Here is a 16,338-nt window from a genome sequence, read left to right on the forward strand (position 1 = left end):
GCTAATGACCATCTGGTGGATCATATATGTCATTCCATTTTACAGATATTAAGTCATTGGGTTCTATTTCATATCGATTATATTCGTGGCAAGATTACAGGAATGTATTGTTACCGAATCGCGCTGCTTTGTTTTGGGCTTCCAATCTGCGTTCTTCCATATCCAGATCCGGACGTTCGGCTGGCACATCTCCGCGATGAGCCGCTTCGGCTCTGTCTCGGTTAAGCTGGCTGTTGCCACTGAACACATCATACACATCGGAGTCCCGATCCGTAGAATCTACGAGCAGTAGGATTTTACCATTTTGTACATACTCCTCATACTGTTTAGCGTCCTCTTCCGGAATACCAAGGCCCACAAGTCCACCCACCAATCCGCCAGCTCCTGCGCCCACAGCTGCACCGGTGAATGCTGCTGCGATAGGGCCTGCGGCCAGAATCGGTCCTATGCCGGGTATGGCTAGTGCACCGATACCTGCGAGCAGACCGGCTACGCCACCAAGTACACCACCTGTTGCTGCACCAGCAGCCACGCCCTCAGGGGCTTTTGTACCTGTCTCTTCCCGAATTGCCTTCAGTTCATCCCGATCTTGTGTAACAACGGAGATTTCGTCTGAAGTGAATCCTTGTGCTTTCAGACCCTCGATAGCCTGCGATGCTTCACGTTCTGTATTAAACACACCTACGATTTTCTTCTGCATAGTGAATCCCTCCTCATATTATTGAGTGGTTCGCTATGTTATTACCCGCCTAAGTTTCTTTTAAACGCTTGCAAGTCAATATACTATGTGTTGATAGTAAATAAACGCTGAGGTTCATTCCTTTTTATTCCTCATCAGGGTGTGCCTTCAAACTCAGACATGTGATACGTTGTCAGGAATGCTCTACGTTGAAGGACGTCGGCGTCCAAAACATCTTGAAGTCTAGACTGGCTGATCCTGGCGGATTGTCCCAGACGATTTTCTAAGGAACCGAGGACGTCTTATTTAGCCTTCGGGTCTTCATTTTAGTTTGTAAGGAACATGAGACACGTTATTTACCAAAATCACCTGACAAATCCGTTGTAAACGGCTGGTTATTCATATATAAGGTGTTTCAGATTCCTTAGATTGCTGCGGGCGCTTCAAATCGCTGAATAAGACGTCACAGGTTCGTTAGCGCTCCGCTCTATGTTCAGCTCCATTTTCTGCTCCAGGCACGTTCCAGTTACGCTTCGGCTTCGGCAGGTTTGAAGATACGCTCTGGGGTGTATCTTCAACCTCGAAGGAAGTAGATTTTGCCGCATTCTCGTTCCATGCCGGAAGTTTTCGGCATGCGAGGCCGAGCACGTCAAGGGAAAGTGACGCAGCATGGGACGAAAAGGCAAAGTGACGTAACTTGGGCGAAAGATAGTAAAAGATGCACTTCAGCGAGCTTTGAGACACGTCCTGGTTAATGAGTGATGCTTTAAGGTAGAGAATTATCGAACAGCTACAAAACTGAAGGTTGTTCCAGCAAAGTCTAATCCTGATGCGCGGCCTTTGGGAGCCACATCGTTGATATCTGAAAAACCGAAATAATTCATCTATTTCCCCCGTGGTTTGGCCCGATTTGTGGCGACGGCTTCAAGTGGATTATCCGGCCAGTAATGCTTCGGATAACGACCTTTCAGGTCTTTTTTGACGTCAAAGTACGTCTCTCGCCAGAAATTCGCCAAGTCACGTGTGACCTGTACAGGTCGCTGAGCCGGTGATAATAGGTGGATCGTCAACGGGACTCGCCCACCCGCTATACGCGGTGTCTCCTGTTGTCCAAACATCTCCTGTAATCTTACCGCCAGCGCCGGGTCCTCTGGACGACTGTAGTCCACGGGAATACGCGAACCACTGGGCACCTGTATATGCGTCGGCGCTTCATCGTCCAGTTGTTGTCGTTGCGTCCAGCTCAATCCACCCAGTAATACATCCTGCATCGACAATCTCTTGAGGTCGGCTGCCGATCGCACGCCTGTCAGATAAGGTGTCAGATGTTCTGCCAACTCTTCGGTCAGATCATCTTCGATCAGGCCAGGCCACTCGGGAAGATGGAGATGCAGGAACCGCAGCCTGTCCGCAAGTTGTCTGGATGTTTTTGTCCAAGGCAGGCAATCCAGCCCTTCCATTCGTATTCCAGTTAATAGTGCTTCCAGCACCTGATCTTCAGGCGGCTGTGCAATACTGCTCTCTTTAATCACAAGGGCTCCAATACGAAGTCTCTTATGTGCGCGCACGCTGCGAGTGTTGGAATCCCAGGCGACTTGCACTTCATTGTGCAGCAGGTGCTGACCTGCCTGCAATAAGGTCTGCTCCTGCAACGGCGCAGCCAGCAGGATGCGTGCATCTGCGCCCTGGTCGTCTGCCTCGGCTGCGACCAGATACGCTGAACGGCTCAGCGATTCTGTCGCTGCGAGCCGTACGCCGCGGCCGCTGCTTAGCAGATAGCGGCCGTCCTCCCGGCGTTGCCCGATCCGGTCCGGATAGGCGAAGGACAGCAGCAATCCGCAGCTGTCCTCATCCGGCCGTACNNNGCCGTCCTCCCCGCGTTGCCCGATCCGGTCCGGAAAGGCGAAGGAAAGCAACAACCCCCAGCCGTCCTCATCCGGCCGTACCGGATCGGCCGCCGGGCCGAGCGCCGAGCGTAGCTGGCGGCTCTCCTGAAGCATGCGCCGCACGGCCGCGCCGTCTGCGACAGCCGCTGCCGCTTGCGGCGTGCCGCTGCTGTCCGCGGTCAGCAGCGCTTCTACGCGCGGGCGGAGGTCCGTGCCCGCGCCTGCACTGCCACTGCTGCGGAGGCCGGCAGGCTCCTGCAGCAGTGCCGCCAGCATGCTGGCGTAGCTGGCCAGCCCAAGCTCCGCCGCGCGGAGCAGCATGCTGGCCAGTCGCGGATGCACGCCAAGCGTGTTCATCCGCCGCCCGAAGGGCGTGATGCGGCCTGCGTCGTCCAGGCCGCCCAGCTGGCGCAGCAGCGCCTGTGCCTGGCCGTAGGCGGCGTCAGGCGGGGTGTCCAGCCATTGCAGCTCTGCTGGGGACTGGACACCCCAGACGGCAAGCTCCAGCGCCAGCGGCGCAAGATCCGCGGAGGTGATCTCCGGGCGAGCTGCCTCAGGCAGTCCCCCGTGAACCTCTTCGCTCCATAGCCGGTAACACACCCCCGGGGCAATTCGCCCTGCACGACCCCGCCGTTGATCGGCTGACGCCTTGGACACCGGCAGGGTGACAAGTCGGCTCATGCCCGTGCGCGGCGAAAATGCCGATGCTCGGCTCAGGCCCGCATCCACCACAATCTTGACTCCAGCGAGTGTAAGACTGGATTCAGCAATGGAAGTGGACAGCACAACTTTGCGCGACCCCTCAGCCGCCGGCCGTATGGCCTCATCCTGTTGTTCCATCGGCATACTGCCATACAGGGAATGAACTTTCACGTGCGCAGGAAGAGAACCGTTTAATAACTCTCGCTCTGTACGGTGTATCTCTCTTGCGCCAGGAAGGAAAACAAGCACGTCTCCCTCCTGTTCAGCTAATGCCCTGGTCACCGTCTGAGCCGTGAATTGTTCCAACTGCATAGCTGCCGCTCTCGGTACATATCGAGTTTCCACCGGAAACGTGCGTCCGGGACAGTGAATTGATCTTGTACCTTCGCCAAGTAATGCACAGACGGGAACAGGATCTAGGGTAGCCGACATCACCAGCAATTTTAGATCTGGACGTAACATCGCTCGCGATTCTAATGCTAGGGCCAAGCCCAAGTCCCCGTGTAGATGCCGCTCATGGAATTCATCAAATATAATCATCGCCGTATCCTCAAGACCCTGGTCCTGCTGCAACATCCGGGTCAATACCCCTTCCGTCACAACTTCAATACGCGTCGCCTGACTCACCCTGGTATCCATGCGTACACGATATCCTACGGTCTGACCCGCTTTTTCTCCAAGCGTAGCCGCCAGTCTCGATGCAGCCGAACGCGCAGCCAGCCTTCGGGGTTCCAGCATAATGATTTTCCGTCCAGCAATCCACGGCTCCTCCAGCAAAGCCAGCGGTACAACAGTCGTTTTTCCCGCTCCTGGCTCTGCAATTAACACACCTGTATCTTGATCCCGAAATAACTGTCTTAACTCAGGAATAACCTCTTGTATCGGTAACTCTATATGCATATAATCGCTCCTAATGAATGTACCCTACTGCTCTTCAGTATCTCTATTCGAATGTTAGCATTATAACAAAAAAAGCCGTTCCAGAGGAACGACTATCGCAGACACACCCTAAGACACGCCTTAGCAAAAATGAAATTTATCCAGAATACTCACTTAGCTGAGCAATGATTCGGCACCATCAATAACGATCTCTGCTCCGGTAATATGTCTGGATTCGGACGATGCGAGGAAACTTACCAGATCGGCAACATGTTCCGGCTGACCCGGCCCGTCCGCCAGCGGCTGCTGTCCTTCCGGGAACTCCATCGGAATAATGATCTGCTGTAGATCATCCGTTTTGACCGTACTTTGATCGATATTCGTCGCAATAGCTCCTGGGCAGATCACGTTCACACGTATCTTGAACTTCGCCAGCTCAAGCGCAGCCATCTTCGCAAAAGCAACCTGTCCTGCCTTGGACGTGCTGTATGCCGACATGCCAAAGCTTGAGAAGCGTTGATTGCCATTAATCGAACTCGTGATGATAATACTGCCGCCACCCCGTTTTTTCACGTGAGGCAATGCATATTTAATCGTGAAAAACGTACCATTCAGGTTGGTTGTAATAATCTGTTGCCAATCTTCAACCTGAATTTCCTCAATCGGTGCCGATACACCGTTAATGCCCGCATTGGCAAAAACAATATCCAAACCGCCGAATAACTCAACGGTTTCCAGTACAGCCTTTTCCACACGTGCCGGGTCGGAAATGTCTACATCAAATGCTCTTGCCGCACCGGGGTGCAGCGCATTAATCTCTGCTTCCGTTTCCGAGATCCGATCATTCACCAGATCAAACAACGCAACATGTGCACCCTCTTTAGCCAGCTTGACCGCAGTGGCTTTCCCAATCCCGGATCCTGCTCCGGTAATAATCGCAACCTTGCCTTGGAACCGTGACTTGCCGTTATGTTGTGTCATTATCCATCCCACTCCTTCATTTTAGCAATTATGTAAGAATGTACGTTCAAGCTCATCGTTAAAGAGGTTGTTCAAAAAGTCCGCTTTTGATTACGAAAGGTGCCTAACGGCACCATCAGCATCGAATATGGAATTCAGCCGAAATGTCCGTTGCTCACGTAGCTCTATCTACGCTCCGCTACTCCATTTCTAGCTTTATCCCATCTTCTTGGTACTGAAAAGCGATCTTTTTGAACACATACTTAAAGTCAATTCTTCACAAGATTACCCAAAAAGAGTGTCTTTTAAATCAACACCAACAAGTTTTTTCACCGTTGATCTACACCAATGTCACAGCAACATCAGGATCGGTCCATAACTTTATAACTGGCACTCACCATTCCAGCTCAATGAAAGCGGCATCATCTTCAAGCCCGCCGGTATGTGTAGCATCCAGCAGTACCTGAATGTGTTCATCGGGGACATAGGCCTGAATCGCATCCAAGTCGTTCAATCCATCCGTATATAACTGAAGACGCAGTGAATCGTTTACAGACCCTTTTGTCTCGTAGATGTGCGGCTTACCACCAACAGGTCCTTCAAGTGTAGACCAACGCTCATTTGTCTTGCAATGAGTCTGAAATAATTCAGACTGTTCCTGACCATTACGCCACAGGCGAATACGGGAATCTCCTTGCCACGCTAACCACACCCTACTTTTGCGGCCGCCTCCCGTAAGCTCAATCCGCCCACAGACATACATGGCCTGACTGCCCCGACTTCGCTTTTCCATCAACACTTCACGCAGCAACAAAGGGGAACTTTCCAGTGGCTGTAATTTCTCCAATTGCTCCGATGCGGTAAGGGTAAGATCATGGAGAAGACGCTCAACACCCTCTACCGTTGTGTGTTGCGTCGTTTCCAGCCAATCCAACAAAGCGTTCCCCAGAAAACGCGCTGCAAAATCGCCTAGGTAACTCATGCCTACGCCATCACACAAAACAAAATTGCAGATATTCCCTTTCATACGTACCGCAGCAAAGTCCTGTCCGGTATCTCCCTGATGTACCGTCTCAGCCGCTCTGCCATAACCATATCTGCACTTGAATGTGCCCTGATAGCGAGTTAGCGGCTGTTCCCCGGTCTGTACACTCACATAGCGAAAGTTGCCATGCTGTTGCTCGGCATGGCCCCCCTTATCTCCAGCAGACAATGTTGCCAAACGCATCGCTCTCATGATTCCCCTCCTATCTCACAGGCGTAGCAGCGGACATCTGGAACCCGATTGATACCAATTCTGCACATGTACCTGGCAGCATCATGAGTGCACCAGGTGCAAGCAGATAATCAGCTTCAACAAGCATCTCCCGATAACTTTCGGGCAGGACGGATGACATATTCCGCAGCTTCTCTCCATGCTCATCCTGTAGATTCGTTTCCGAAGAGATTCCCTTCCATCTTCTAGGTTCAGCAATTGGCCCTTCCAGCAAATGATCGGATATAAAAATATTCTCCACCAGTACATTGCCGTCAGGCACACTCATGCCCATGATTCTTTTTGCAATAGGCTCGGGATCTTCACCTGTGGCTACCCCATCCGTCATGTGGCATACAAGTGGCGCAGGACAGTCCTGCATATTCGGAATTTCGGCCTGTAGAATCTTTTCGGCCTGCAGGAAAGCCTTCGCAGAATCTGAAAACCGTCTCGGGGTCAGGTCAGGCAAAGAACCAACGGCAGCAATCTCGTCAATCCCTTTGATTCCGTTCAACAAGTCATATACATCATCGCTGTAAGCCAATATGGCTATACGATAGCGAGGTGTCAGACGATTTCCCTTGGTGGACCGAAATACCATTTGGCGGATCGCGAGAGATAGGGCATCATAGACGACGTCAATCCGTCGACGATTTTCCAGAACCATGTTCATGGAGGCGCTAATATCAATTAAATATATAATAAGTGCAGGTGTACGCTGTGATGCTTGAATCGTGTAGTTCATCTAGGGTGAGTCACCTCCATCATTCACGTTATTCTATAAGTTGGGCAACGTATAGCTGTTGTTGCTCAGGAATTTGTTAATGGCACTCATTCGAGCGGCCACTTTGCCAACACCTTTGAAATAGGAAGCATCGGTATTGTAAAGATTTTTGAAATCACGGGCATACGATTCCGCATTTTCAATTTTTCTGCCTTTTTGTGCGTTATACGTTTTATTGTAATGAGCAATCAGCGTGACCACATTCTGGGCGCGTTTTTTCTTGAGAGCTGCTTTCTGAGCGATCTGCTGCTGACGTTTAACTTCAGCTGCCGCTTTACGCTCCGCTTCCTGTTTTGCAAGCTTCGCATCATTCTCTTTTTTCCAGACCAGATAAGCTTCATATTTTGCCTGTTTATCGTATTTTTCCTGCTCCGCTTTCTTGGCAGCTTCTTTCTTCTGCTGCTCCTGCTTCACCAGAAAGGCCTCATATTTCGCCTGTTTGTCGTACTTGGCCTGTAACGCCTTACGTTCTTCTTCTTTTTTCTTTGCTTCAGCTGCCTTCTGCTTGGCTTCAGCAAGCTTTTTCTTTTCCTCTGCGTCCAGTTTTGCAGCATCTGCGGCCTTTTGCTTCTCTTGTTCTTCCTGCTGTTTGAGCGCAGCTGCCTTTGCTGCTTCAGCCTCTTCCGCAGCTTTGATCTCTGCCAGTCGTGTGGCTTCCTGCTGTTCTTTCTGTTTCACCTCTGCCTGATCGGCGAGTATTTTGACCGTTGGCACGCCACCTGCCAGCAATACAATAAGCACAGCGGAGGAAATCATGAACTTTTTGGATCTGTAGAATGGCACAGGCACAGGCTTGTCTGTGTCTTCTTTTGGATTAAGCTTTGCATCCAGTTCCTTAATTGCAGCCTCGACTTCCATCTGCATCGCGCTGTTATGAGGAATAAAATGATAAAGCGAGCGGTACACTTCCAGTGCTGCAGCCGGTTTATCTTCATCCTCCAGGGCTCTTGCTTGCAGGAACAGACGGTTCACAACCGCTTCCTGATCGGGAGAGTGCGGCGTTTGAGGACGGTTCCCGTCTTGCGTATTCAACGTTTCACTTGCAGGTTCTGAGTTCTTATTCAGATTCGCATTAACAACTTCCGGTTGATTAACGCCTTCTTCTTCCGCTGTCGCAGCAGCAACCGCATTAGCCTGATGAACGTCTACCGCAGCCAGTGCAACATACCACTCCCCAAACGTCGGACAACTGCTCAGATCGTGACTTTCCCAGGCGCGAATAAACAGCTCAGACAATTTGGAACCCCAACACTTCTCAAGGGACTCCCGCATCGCATAATACCGTTCACTCACCGTTTGCATTTCATGCTGGTCAAAATAGCTTTCGCCCCAGGCTTTCTCTACAATCACAGGGTCGGACCAGCTTAACATCTCAGCAATAATAACGGCTCCGGCAAATCGGTCGGCATATGCACTCCACAAACCACTGTGCACTGTTCGATGGGCCGCATAACCGGGTGACCCGGCAAGCAGGGCATCCGGACGATCCATCTTGGAACCGTACATCTGCTCGACATCCACCAGTTCTACCGCAGACGTCTTCCCCAGGTTCTCCACTTCGGAAAAAAACGGAATCATTACATTGGGAGCGGACATATCGCAATGAGCCAGTCCACGTTGCTCCATAGCCGAACCTGTTCCGGCAAGTGCTCTGGCCAGCTTCAGGCTCTCCTCTGCCGTCAGCTGTCTCTGATCGCTAATCACATCGAACCAGGTCTGACCTTGCACCCATGGCATCAACACCGCATATAACAGATCGGGATGTTTTCCAATGAGCGCTCCGTTTCTTTCCGGAGTGAGCACATCACGCTTGCATACTTGCAAACCTGGCAGTTCACTATAAGACTCCATATGCTCAGACTGATATACCATAGCCGGAATACGGAATTTAGGAAAAAAGACTTTTAGTGCTTTGGCCCCATAAATGGAACCATTACGGGGTATCAACTGATAAACAATCCCCTGCCTTCCGGCTTGGGCATAAGCCAGACCCGGCGCAGCCGGATGTTGCCCAATCGTATAGGCAATGTCGTTAATAACCACTTCATCCCCGGGATTTGGTTGAAAAGACATGCTTATCCCTCTCTCTGTCCTAGTGTCATAGTTGCAGCAAAAACCGGGTGTTGTGACAACGCCCGGTTTTTGCTGTAGTTGTACATCTTCAGCTTGCTATCCACCTATAATTCAGGACGAAATCAGACTTCACATCGGCCTGATCTATGTAAAGCAGATTAACGAGCTTGGTCAGCTGTACGGAATTTGTTAGCAATAGCTGTAAGTTCAGCACTGATACTGTTCAGTGTTTGAACGAATGATTGCATTTGTTTGCTAGCTTCTTGGAACTCCTGGAAGAAGCGTTGCTTTGTCATACCTTCCCATTGTCCTTCCATGCTTGTGATGGATTGAGTCAATGTAGATACGATTTGCTGACTTTGCTCACCGCTTTGTTTAAATTGGTTGGAAACCTGATCAAGCTGCTCTGGGGTAACTAAAATACGTCCTGCCATTGGTAAATTCCTCCTTGGTTTGTGCAATTAAATTTTTACTTGTTCAAATTGTACTATACCAGGATCGATCGGACAAAAGCCGAAGGACCTAATCCTATTTACCCCATTTTTAGCACTTGAAACTTCTCCTAACAGCCTATTTACAAAAAAAGATTCACTTTCTGCTGTTACTTGTATTCACCCTGTTCAGGAAACCACAGGCTCGGTCCCTCTTCTTCCCCGAAAGGAAGGATCTGTGAATCTCCATGCTACAGGCTCAGGCTGCATGGCCTGCACCAGTGTAGCCGGGGAGCCATCAGGCGGAGCGGCATCCTGTACACGATATACAGCCGCCATTGCGGAAAGGGGATCGGATACTACAGCTACAGTTGCAGAATGTGCAGGCATGATTTCTCCTGTACGATTGTTCTGAAGAACATTCAGCATATTGACCGCATTACCATAGGCTGTGTTCACATGACTCAGCACGGAACGATACTCCATGTCTGCCTGCTGGAATAACAACGCTTTGCGTCCCAGCTGTACGCTTAAGTCCATTAATCGACGAAGCGCATCCTCGCCCAGTCGTTTACTGTGATTCCATTCATTCATCACCGCTGCGCGGGATTCAACCTCCCACTCCAGCGAATGAATCGCCTGATCCAACACTGTCATCTTTTGCTGTATTTGCTCCGCTGCATACTGAATCTGCTTGCTCAGTGCCCGAAGCACATCCGGTTCCACACGAATGCGCATTTACCATCACCTTTCCTCTTCCCCTGCAGGCTGTTTAAGCCAGTCCAGCAGCATCTCGTGAAACTGTTCTCTAGTCGTTAGTGCTGCAACTAGCCAATCATCTGAAGCCGCAGTGCTCATCCGGAACAACCAGTTGGACACCGCACTCGCAGCAAATGCTGCCGACTGCGACTTCCACCCGTCTTCATTCCATACGAGCAACCTAAGCTCCCCGTCTGACTCCTTACCCACCAGACAGCGTGCCAGTGCAAGTGAGCCCTCAGGATCACTTGTCTCCTGTTCGAGTTCCTCTGCTACGGTCTGTACCCCGCTGTTTTCGAGCTCATTCATGACATCATAAAATTTTTTCTTGGAGCACATTAGGGCCGGTTTCTCCGCAGGAGAATGGCCGCTCCATTTCATCCGCCCTATCAGAACATCAATGGCTTCACGAACACTTCCCAGATCGCTGAGCCGGAACGAGTCCGGTACGTCGTCAACACGGGAAACTTCAACGACCCGCTCATCCGTGCAATGGATATAACTCTCATACGACTTGCCGTTGATCGTGTAGCGAATCCAACAAGCTCTATCGGACAATCCGGCAATGGCTACCCTGGAGAAAACGGTCGGTGTCATGATCAGCTCATCGGTATCCTGATCCCGAATCAGATATCCTTTGTCAAGCAGGGAGGTTTTGACACGCTCCCACTCCATCGCGATATCCTCAGCCATATAGCCGCGAAACGGATCTTCCACACCAAGCAGTCGGTCTGAACCGAGAATACCAGCCAGGAAAAAAAGTTCCTTTGTTTGCAACGTGACTACCTTTTGCTTAGAATCATGAACCGTCAACATTATGAGCCACCTCCCCTCAAACTACAACATGCCATCGGTCACGAATTTCAGAAATCCAATCGGTCATTTTCCAGCTGTCATCACATGGAACTGCACCTTTAACCCTGGAATATTTACGTTTTACATAATAACCTTGACCCGGAGGCAGTACCTTCAGCCCACCTGAACTACCTCCAGATTCGGAATAAGGTATACGGAAGAACGAGAGATCGTTAGGGTCTAAAGTCCCGAACAGCATTCCACTCTGGGAAGCCTTCACATCCGTTACCCAGTCAGAACCAAAGGTTGGGAAGTCTGCCGGAACCCCGGATAGAATCACGTGTACACCGCGATCCCTTCCTTGACGAACAATCGCTCCCAATTGATCTTTTACATTAAAATCGTTTAGCTGCTTGGACAGGGTGTCCGCATCGTCGATGACGAGCACAAGTTCCGGTCCACCGGAAATCTCGCCTCTTTTCAGAACTTCATCGTACAACTGTTGAATGACAGGTGCAAGCTGTTCTTCTCGCGATACATGTCCACGGACATGGGGCAAACTGCTGATTTCCCCCAGCCCACCTGAGCCATAACGCATATCTACTGTGTATATTTGCACATCTTCCGGAGAAGCATGATAAGCCAGTGATAACATCCATGTCAATAAAAATGTCGTTTTGCCGCCTTCCATCGGACTCGTTACCATGAAATGCGGACCTTCACGCAGATTAAGCTCGAATGGTTCCAGATCATCCGTAAGCAGTCCCACAGGGACAGTTACAGACGATGTATCCCAAGCCTGACCATATGATCCTGTCCGAATGAGCAGATCCTTCAGTTTGATTTCTTCCGGAAGTGGAGCAATCTGCGGAGCTTCTTCCCCTGTCCAGCCTTGGCGAATCTCAGCAATCGTACGGCGCAGTGCCGATGAACGCTTGCCCTCATCTGCCCCGGAAGAAGGTAATGCCGCCTGGAACATTAACGGAGGCACTTGCCCTTTGACCAGACCTCTTCCTGGCGGAAGTTGACTTGGCGCCTTGGAAGGTCTTCCCACGGCATAATAATAATCGCTTGGATCGGATAACTCAAATGAAACCGCATTAGGAATATTACTTCTGAATTTCTCAAATACATCTGTTACCCGATTGGCGGTGAGCACAAAGGTGATACCCAAACTTCCGCCTTCACGCAGGATCGTCTCCAGAAGTTCATTTTCTTCCGGATAGGCATTGCGGAATGAAAGATAACCATCGATAACGACCACAACCTGCGGGACAGCCGCGTGAGCTGTCCGGCGGTAGGCCGAAATCGTTTTAACCCCCGCCTCCGAGACGATATCTTTGCGTTGTGCTGACAGCTTAAGAATATAGCGGAATAACCGCTTGATCCGATCTTCCTCTTCAGCCATCATCACGCCCCCGATCTGAGGTAGTGCTGCAAAGTCCTTCATCATGCGGCCCATGTCGATAATGTAACCATGCCAAGGCTCAGTTCTGTGGGAACGCGCCAGGGACATAAGCAAGGTCTGAACAAATGTTGTTTTGCCCAGTCCTGGCATGCCGTACACGACCAGATGGCCTTGGTCCACAGGCAATGCGAGCGGTTGTTGGCGCTGATTCGGAAGATCATCCAGCAAACCAACCAGTGGTTTCAGACCACTCGCTCCGCCATCAAGCAGCAGATCCCGATGCTCTTCTTCCTGCCATTCCTGAAGACTTTCCCATTCCAGTGTCTCTGGTAAAGGTGGCAACCATGGTCCTGGCAAACGACGGATACCCGCATCTGCTGCAGACTGCGCAACATAATCAATAAATACCTGAAGCTGTTTCGGAACATCTTCACCTTTGAGAACGGCTCTGCGCTCTCCAGTTAACAGAGGCTCCCGCTTACCGTTCAGGCGCACTTCCATAACAGGCAATACCGTTGTTGAATCCTCCTGCTGGTTATAAGGTGCACCACTCCAGGCGAATTGCATTTCTTCAAACACTTCATCACTACCAACCTGGAAATAACCACGACCAGGCTTCGTAATCCAGGCAGCATTTGGAATCTTGATCATGTCCCTGCTGTCTCCCTCACTTTGTACGCGAAGGCAGATCCGGAAGCGCGAATTACTCCATATTTTATCGTCCACAACACCAGCTGGCTTTTGAGTTGCCAGAATTAGATGAACCCCAAGTGTCCGGCCAATGGCCGCGATACTGATCAATTCATCCATGAACTCCGGCTGATCTCGCTTCAATTGAGCAAACTCGTCAATGATAATAACCAAATGTGGAAGTGGCTGTTCATGTCTGGAGCGCAGAATCTTGTAATATTCATCAATGTGCTGGAGGTTTCCCGCATCATTTAATATTTTTTGCCTTCTGACCAGTTCGGCACGAAGTGAGACATTCGCTCGCTCAATCAGATTTCCATCCAGATTGGTGATCGTCCCTACCACATGAGGCAGATCAACAAATGTATTGGACATACCGCCACCTTTATAGTCAATCAACATGAAGGCCAGATCATGGGGATGAAATTCAGCAGCGAGTGAAGCTACGATAGACTGGATGACTTCGCTTTTACCTGAACCGGTTGTACCTGCAATCAGACCATGGGGACCATGACCCTGACGTTCAATTTTGTCATGCAGGTTAATCGCAATTTTTTTACCGCCTGCTCTTACGCCCATAGGTACGGGTAACGTGTCAGGATATCTCGTCTGTCCCCACCTGGACACCACATCCAGATCTTCCACACGTGATGTGCTCAGCATATCGAATAACGGAAGCACTTGCGGGATATCCGAAGCAGATGACCGCTTTAACCGGATCGGTGACATATAACGCGAAAGCGCCTCTGCCATCTCCTTCGAGATCACATCAGGCTTGTATGTTTGTTGAATAACATCCGCATCTTCCGTTTTTTTGATATACACCCCTTTGCCTTTCGAGGCATCCATAATCAACTGACAATGCATCGGTAGAGACTCTTTGCGATTAGCCAGTATGATGGTGCATACATCAATCTCGTGAGCAGACTCCAGCAGCAGCGGAAGCAACGGTTCTTCTTCAATTAATTGCGTATCGGAGAGAATTACAACGTAACATGGCGTTTGTACGCTTTTCTTGTAGCGGTCTTCCTTATTGTTACGACGTCGGTTCAACACGGAAAACAAGCTGTCCGCCAATTGATGCGCACCGCTGTGCCTGTCGGCCATATAGCGTTGTCCTTGGTCTTCATCCCAGATATGGGGCATCCAGCGAAGCCAGTCCCATTCCTTGCTGTCCTTTTCTTCATAGAAAGCAGCAAGCTTCAGTTCATCCGGGGAATGGCGTACCGTCAGTTGTGAGATGATGACTCGCAGGGAAGCAAGCACTTCCTCCCGATCACCGACAAGTCCCATAACCTTCGATTGGAACAAAGGCAATGTAATGGAAGCATCCGGTACCGTCTGGAATTCAGCCGCAAGTTCATGGGCCGCTTCAATCAGCTCATCCTTCTCGTAACCATCAATCCGCGGAACCTGAAGTTTGATGCGGAATGGAATCTCTCCCGTACCAATGCGTACCTGAAGGAAATCATCATCCTCTGGTGAACGCTCCCACAAGGAACTGTTCCGGTTCTTCACCACTTGAAGACACACACCCGGATCACCATGAATTTCGTACAGGCTCTTCACTTGCTCCGCCTGAGCTTCCTTCAGTTCTTCCCGGTGTTTGTCCAGTTGGGCAAGATACATTATTTTTCGTTCTTCCAATTTTTTGCGATATGATTTCTTGTTGCTCAGATACACGAAGAATGGAATGGTGTAAGAAGTAAGCATCATCATGACCGTCATCATCTGAAACATCATATAATTGCTGTTGCCCATTTTGCCGGTCATATTGATATATACGTAGAAACCAATGCTGACCATGGTCATCATGATCGGCACAATAATGGATATCATGGAAAACGTGGGTTTGCTCGGTTCTGTTGGAGGCCTGAGTATTTCGAGTCTCTCTTCCTTGAGAACCGGTGTCATTCTTGGAGAACGCTGATATAACACATTCACGAAGAGAAGACCTCCTTTAGTTCGTTCAATAATGAATGAATACGTTCAAAAGCCCTATTCGTTGCTGTCCTGTTGAAACAATGAACGTCTTCCATATACAGGCGCTTCTTCCGAAGTCGTTGAAAAAGCCCGCTGGACACGTACGCAACTGCCTTGTCGCAGTCCTGTTTCCATTAACTGCTGTGCGTTCTGCGGAGAGAACCACAGACCTTCCGGAAACTTGGCTTCAAGGATGTACTGAATGCCGTCTCCCGGTGCCTGTCCAAAAATGCGAACGCCGAGTAATGTCTTCAAATGTTCAATGGTAAATTCGTCCGGAACATCGATGTCGAACCATTCTCCTTCCTCGCGGCCGGAATACACGGTTAGAATCATCCGAATCCCTCCCATGGTCTCATATGTAAATTGTCCTAATGTCAGATTAAATCAAAAAAAAGAGAATGAATCGTTATATCAACCCTATTTTCTTACATAAACACCCTGTTTGCAATGTACCACCTGTAATTTCGTTACATATGACCCACGTATATATTAAAATATCGTACATTCGACTCAGAACTTTCGTGGCGGTTATGCATTTAAATATTGCGAGGATACGAAACTTATCGTTTTTTGTTCCATTTATATGGTAATTAAGTTACGTTTTTCAGGACTTTTATTCCTTCGCTCACAATTGAATTGTGAACACTTTTCAAACATTACCCACCTTTATGTTTTCATAAGCTGATTTTAAGGTAATTTTAAGCATTGGAATTTAATATTAGCTGTATGAAATAACAACCGTGAGGTGATTTCAAGTGAGAACCCTAATAACCTTTCAAAACAAATCAATCCCTGTATATTTTAATCAAGAAAACAAACAACCTATGCAGAAGACATTAAGATTGCTTAGCAGTGCTCTTGAGCATAAAATTAGCAACGGTAAACGCGCCATTCAAAAATGTCTGCATTCTTTAATTAGTATTGAGATTGTGAATGGAGAAGCCATTCTCCACAGTCGAAGTGAAAACGACTCCCTTGCTTTATCCTTATATTAAAAGGAGTCAAGCAAGCCACACTCAGTACAAGACATGAAAAAGGAAGCTGTCGTTAC

At 49.5% G+C, this 16,338-nt stretch carries 12 protein-coding genes; 1 reads left to right on the forward strand and 11 read right to left on the reverse strand.

The features are described from left to right. Positions 1-94 precede the first annotated feature (94 nt). The 11 genes from D829_RS30895 to D829_RS0111680 form a co-directional block, all read right to left on the reverse strand. Positions 95-700 carry a general stress protein gene (locus D829_RS30895; RefSeq protein WP_017689064.1) on the reverse strand — a complete coding sequence of 202 codons (606 nt, stop codon included), beginning with the start codon at positions 698-700 and terminating at the stop codon, positions 95-97. An 863-nt stretch (positions 701-1,563) separates the two neighbouring features. Then, positions 1,564-4,167, reverse strand: coding sequence for an ATP-dependent helicase HrpB (gene hrpB, locus D829_RS0111635; RefSeq protein ID WP_017689066.1), 2,604 nt, complete (start codon positions 4,165-4,167; stop codon positions 1,564-1,566). A gap of 153 nt (positions 4,168-4,320) precedes the next feature. Further along, complete coding sequence (locus tag D829_RS0111640) at positions 4,321-5,127, reverse strand: SDR family NAD(P)-dependent oxidoreductase (RefSeq protein WP_017689067.1); 807 nt, start codon at positions 5,125-5,127, stop codon at positions 4,321-4,323. Positions 5,128-5,500: 373 nt separating this feature from the next. Further along, positions 5,501-6,343, reverse strand: coding sequence for a protein phosphatase 2C domain-containing protein (locus D829_RS0111645; RefSeq protein WP_017689068.1), 843 nt, complete (start codon positions 6,341-6,343; stop codon positions 5,501-5,503). A gap of 10 nt (positions 6,344-6,353) precedes the next feature. Beyond that, positions 6,354-7,106, reverse strand: a complete 753-nt coding sequence (locus D829_RS0111650) for a vWA domain-containing protein (protein ID WP_017689069.1) — start codon at positions 7,104-7,106, stop codon at positions 6,354-6,356. A gap of 33 nt (positions 7,107-7,139) precedes the next feature. Continuing rightward, positions 7,140-9,218 carry a hypothetical protein gene (locus D829_RS0111655; RefSeq protein ID WP_017689070.1) on the reverse strand — a complete coding sequence of 693 codons (2,079 nt, stop codon included), beginning with the start codon at positions 9,216-9,218 and terminating at the stop codon, positions 7,140-7,142. A 158-nt stretch (positions 9,219-9,376) separates the two neighbouring features. Next, positions 9,377-9,652: a WXG100 family type VII secretion target gene (locus D829_RS0111660; protein ID WP_017689071.1), complete on the reverse strand. Its 276-nt coding sequence runs from the start codon at positions 9,650-9,652 to the stop codon at positions 9,377-9,379. Between the two features lie 186 nt (positions 9,653-9,838). Beyond that, positions 9,839-10,387, reverse strand: coding sequence for a WXG100 family type VII secretion target (locus D829_RS30900; RefSeq protein ID WP_017689072.1), 549 nt, complete (start codon positions 10,385-10,387; stop codon positions 9,839-9,841). Positions 10,388-10,393: 6 nt separating this feature from the next. Further along, positions 10,394-11,224 carry a hypothetical protein gene (locus tag D829_RS0111670; RefSeq protein ID WP_017689073.1) on the reverse strand — a complete coding sequence of 277 codons (831 nt, stop codon included), beginning with the start codon at positions 11,222-11,224 and terminating at the stop codon, positions 10,394-10,396. A 16-nt stretch (positions 11,225-11,240) separates the two neighbouring features. Continuing rightward, the gene (essC, locus tag D829_RS0111675; protein WP_017689074.1) at positions 11,241-15,245 is read right to left on the reverse strand and encodes a type VII secretion protein EssC; all 4,005 of its coding nucleotides are present in this window, start codon (positions 15,243-15,245) and stop codon (positions 11,241-11,243) included. A 54-nt stretch (positions 15,246-15,299) separates the two neighbouring features. Next, positions 15,300-15,620, reverse strand: coding sequence for a hypothetical protein (locus D829_RS0111680; RefSeq protein WP_017689075.1), 321 nt, complete (start codon positions 15,618-15,620; stop codon positions 15,300-15,302). Positions 15,621-16,042: 422 nt separating this feature from the next. On the opposite strand from D829_RS0111680, the gene D829_RS34030 reads away from it, so the two are divergent. Further along, on the forward strand, positions 16,043-16,282 hold the full coding sequence (locus D829_RS34030) for a hypothetical protein (protein WP_074094612.1): 240 nt from the start codon (positions 16,043-16,045) through the stop codon (positions 16,280-16,282). The last annotated feature ends 56 nt before the right edge of the window (positions 16,283-16,338 follow it).

This window comes from Paenibacillus sp. PAMC 26794 (genome assembly GCF_000316035.1).
Lineage (GTDB): Bacteria > Bacillota > Bacilli > Paenibacillales > Paenibacillaceae > Paenibacillus.

Excerpts from the sequence above, each read along its gene's own strand:
- D829_RS30895 (WP_017689064.1), bottom strand. The coding sequence starts at position 700 with ATGCAGAAGAAAATCGTAGGTGTGTTTAATACAGAACGTGAAGCATCG.
- D829_RS0111640 (WP_017689067.1), bottom strand. The coding sequence starts at position 5,127 with ATGACACAACATAACGGCAAGTCACGGTTCCAAGGCAAGGTTGCGATT.
- D829_RS0111645 (WP_017689068.1), bottom strand. The coding sequence starts at position 6,343 with ATGAGAGCGATGCGTTTGGCAACATTGTCTGCTGGAGATAAGGGGGGC.
- D829_RS0111650 (WP_017689069.1), bottom strand. The coding sequence starts at position 7,106 with ATGAACTACACGATTCAAGCATCACAGCGTACACCTGCACTTATTATA.
- D829_RS0111655 (WP_017689070.1), bottom strand. The coding sequence starts at position 9,218 with ATGTCTTTTCAACCAAATCCCGGGGATGAAGTGGTTATTAACGACATT.
- D829_RS0111660 (WP_017689071.1), bottom strand. The coding sequence starts at position 9,652 with ATGGCAGGACGTATTTTAGTTACCCCAGAGCAGCTTGATCAGGTTTCC.
- D829_RS30900 (WP_017689072.1), bottom strand. The coding sequence starts at position 10,387 with ATGCGCATTCGTGTGGAACCGGATGTGCTTCGGGCACTGAGCAAGCAG.
- D829_RS0111670 (WP_017689073.1), bottom strand. The coding sequence starts at position 11,224 with ATGTTGACGGTTCATGATTCTAAGCAAAAGGTAGTCACGTTGCAAACA.
- D829_RS0111680 (WP_017689075.1), bottom strand. The coding sequence starts at position 15,620 with ATGATTCTAACCGTGTATTCCGGCCGCGAGGAAGGAGAATGGTTCGAC.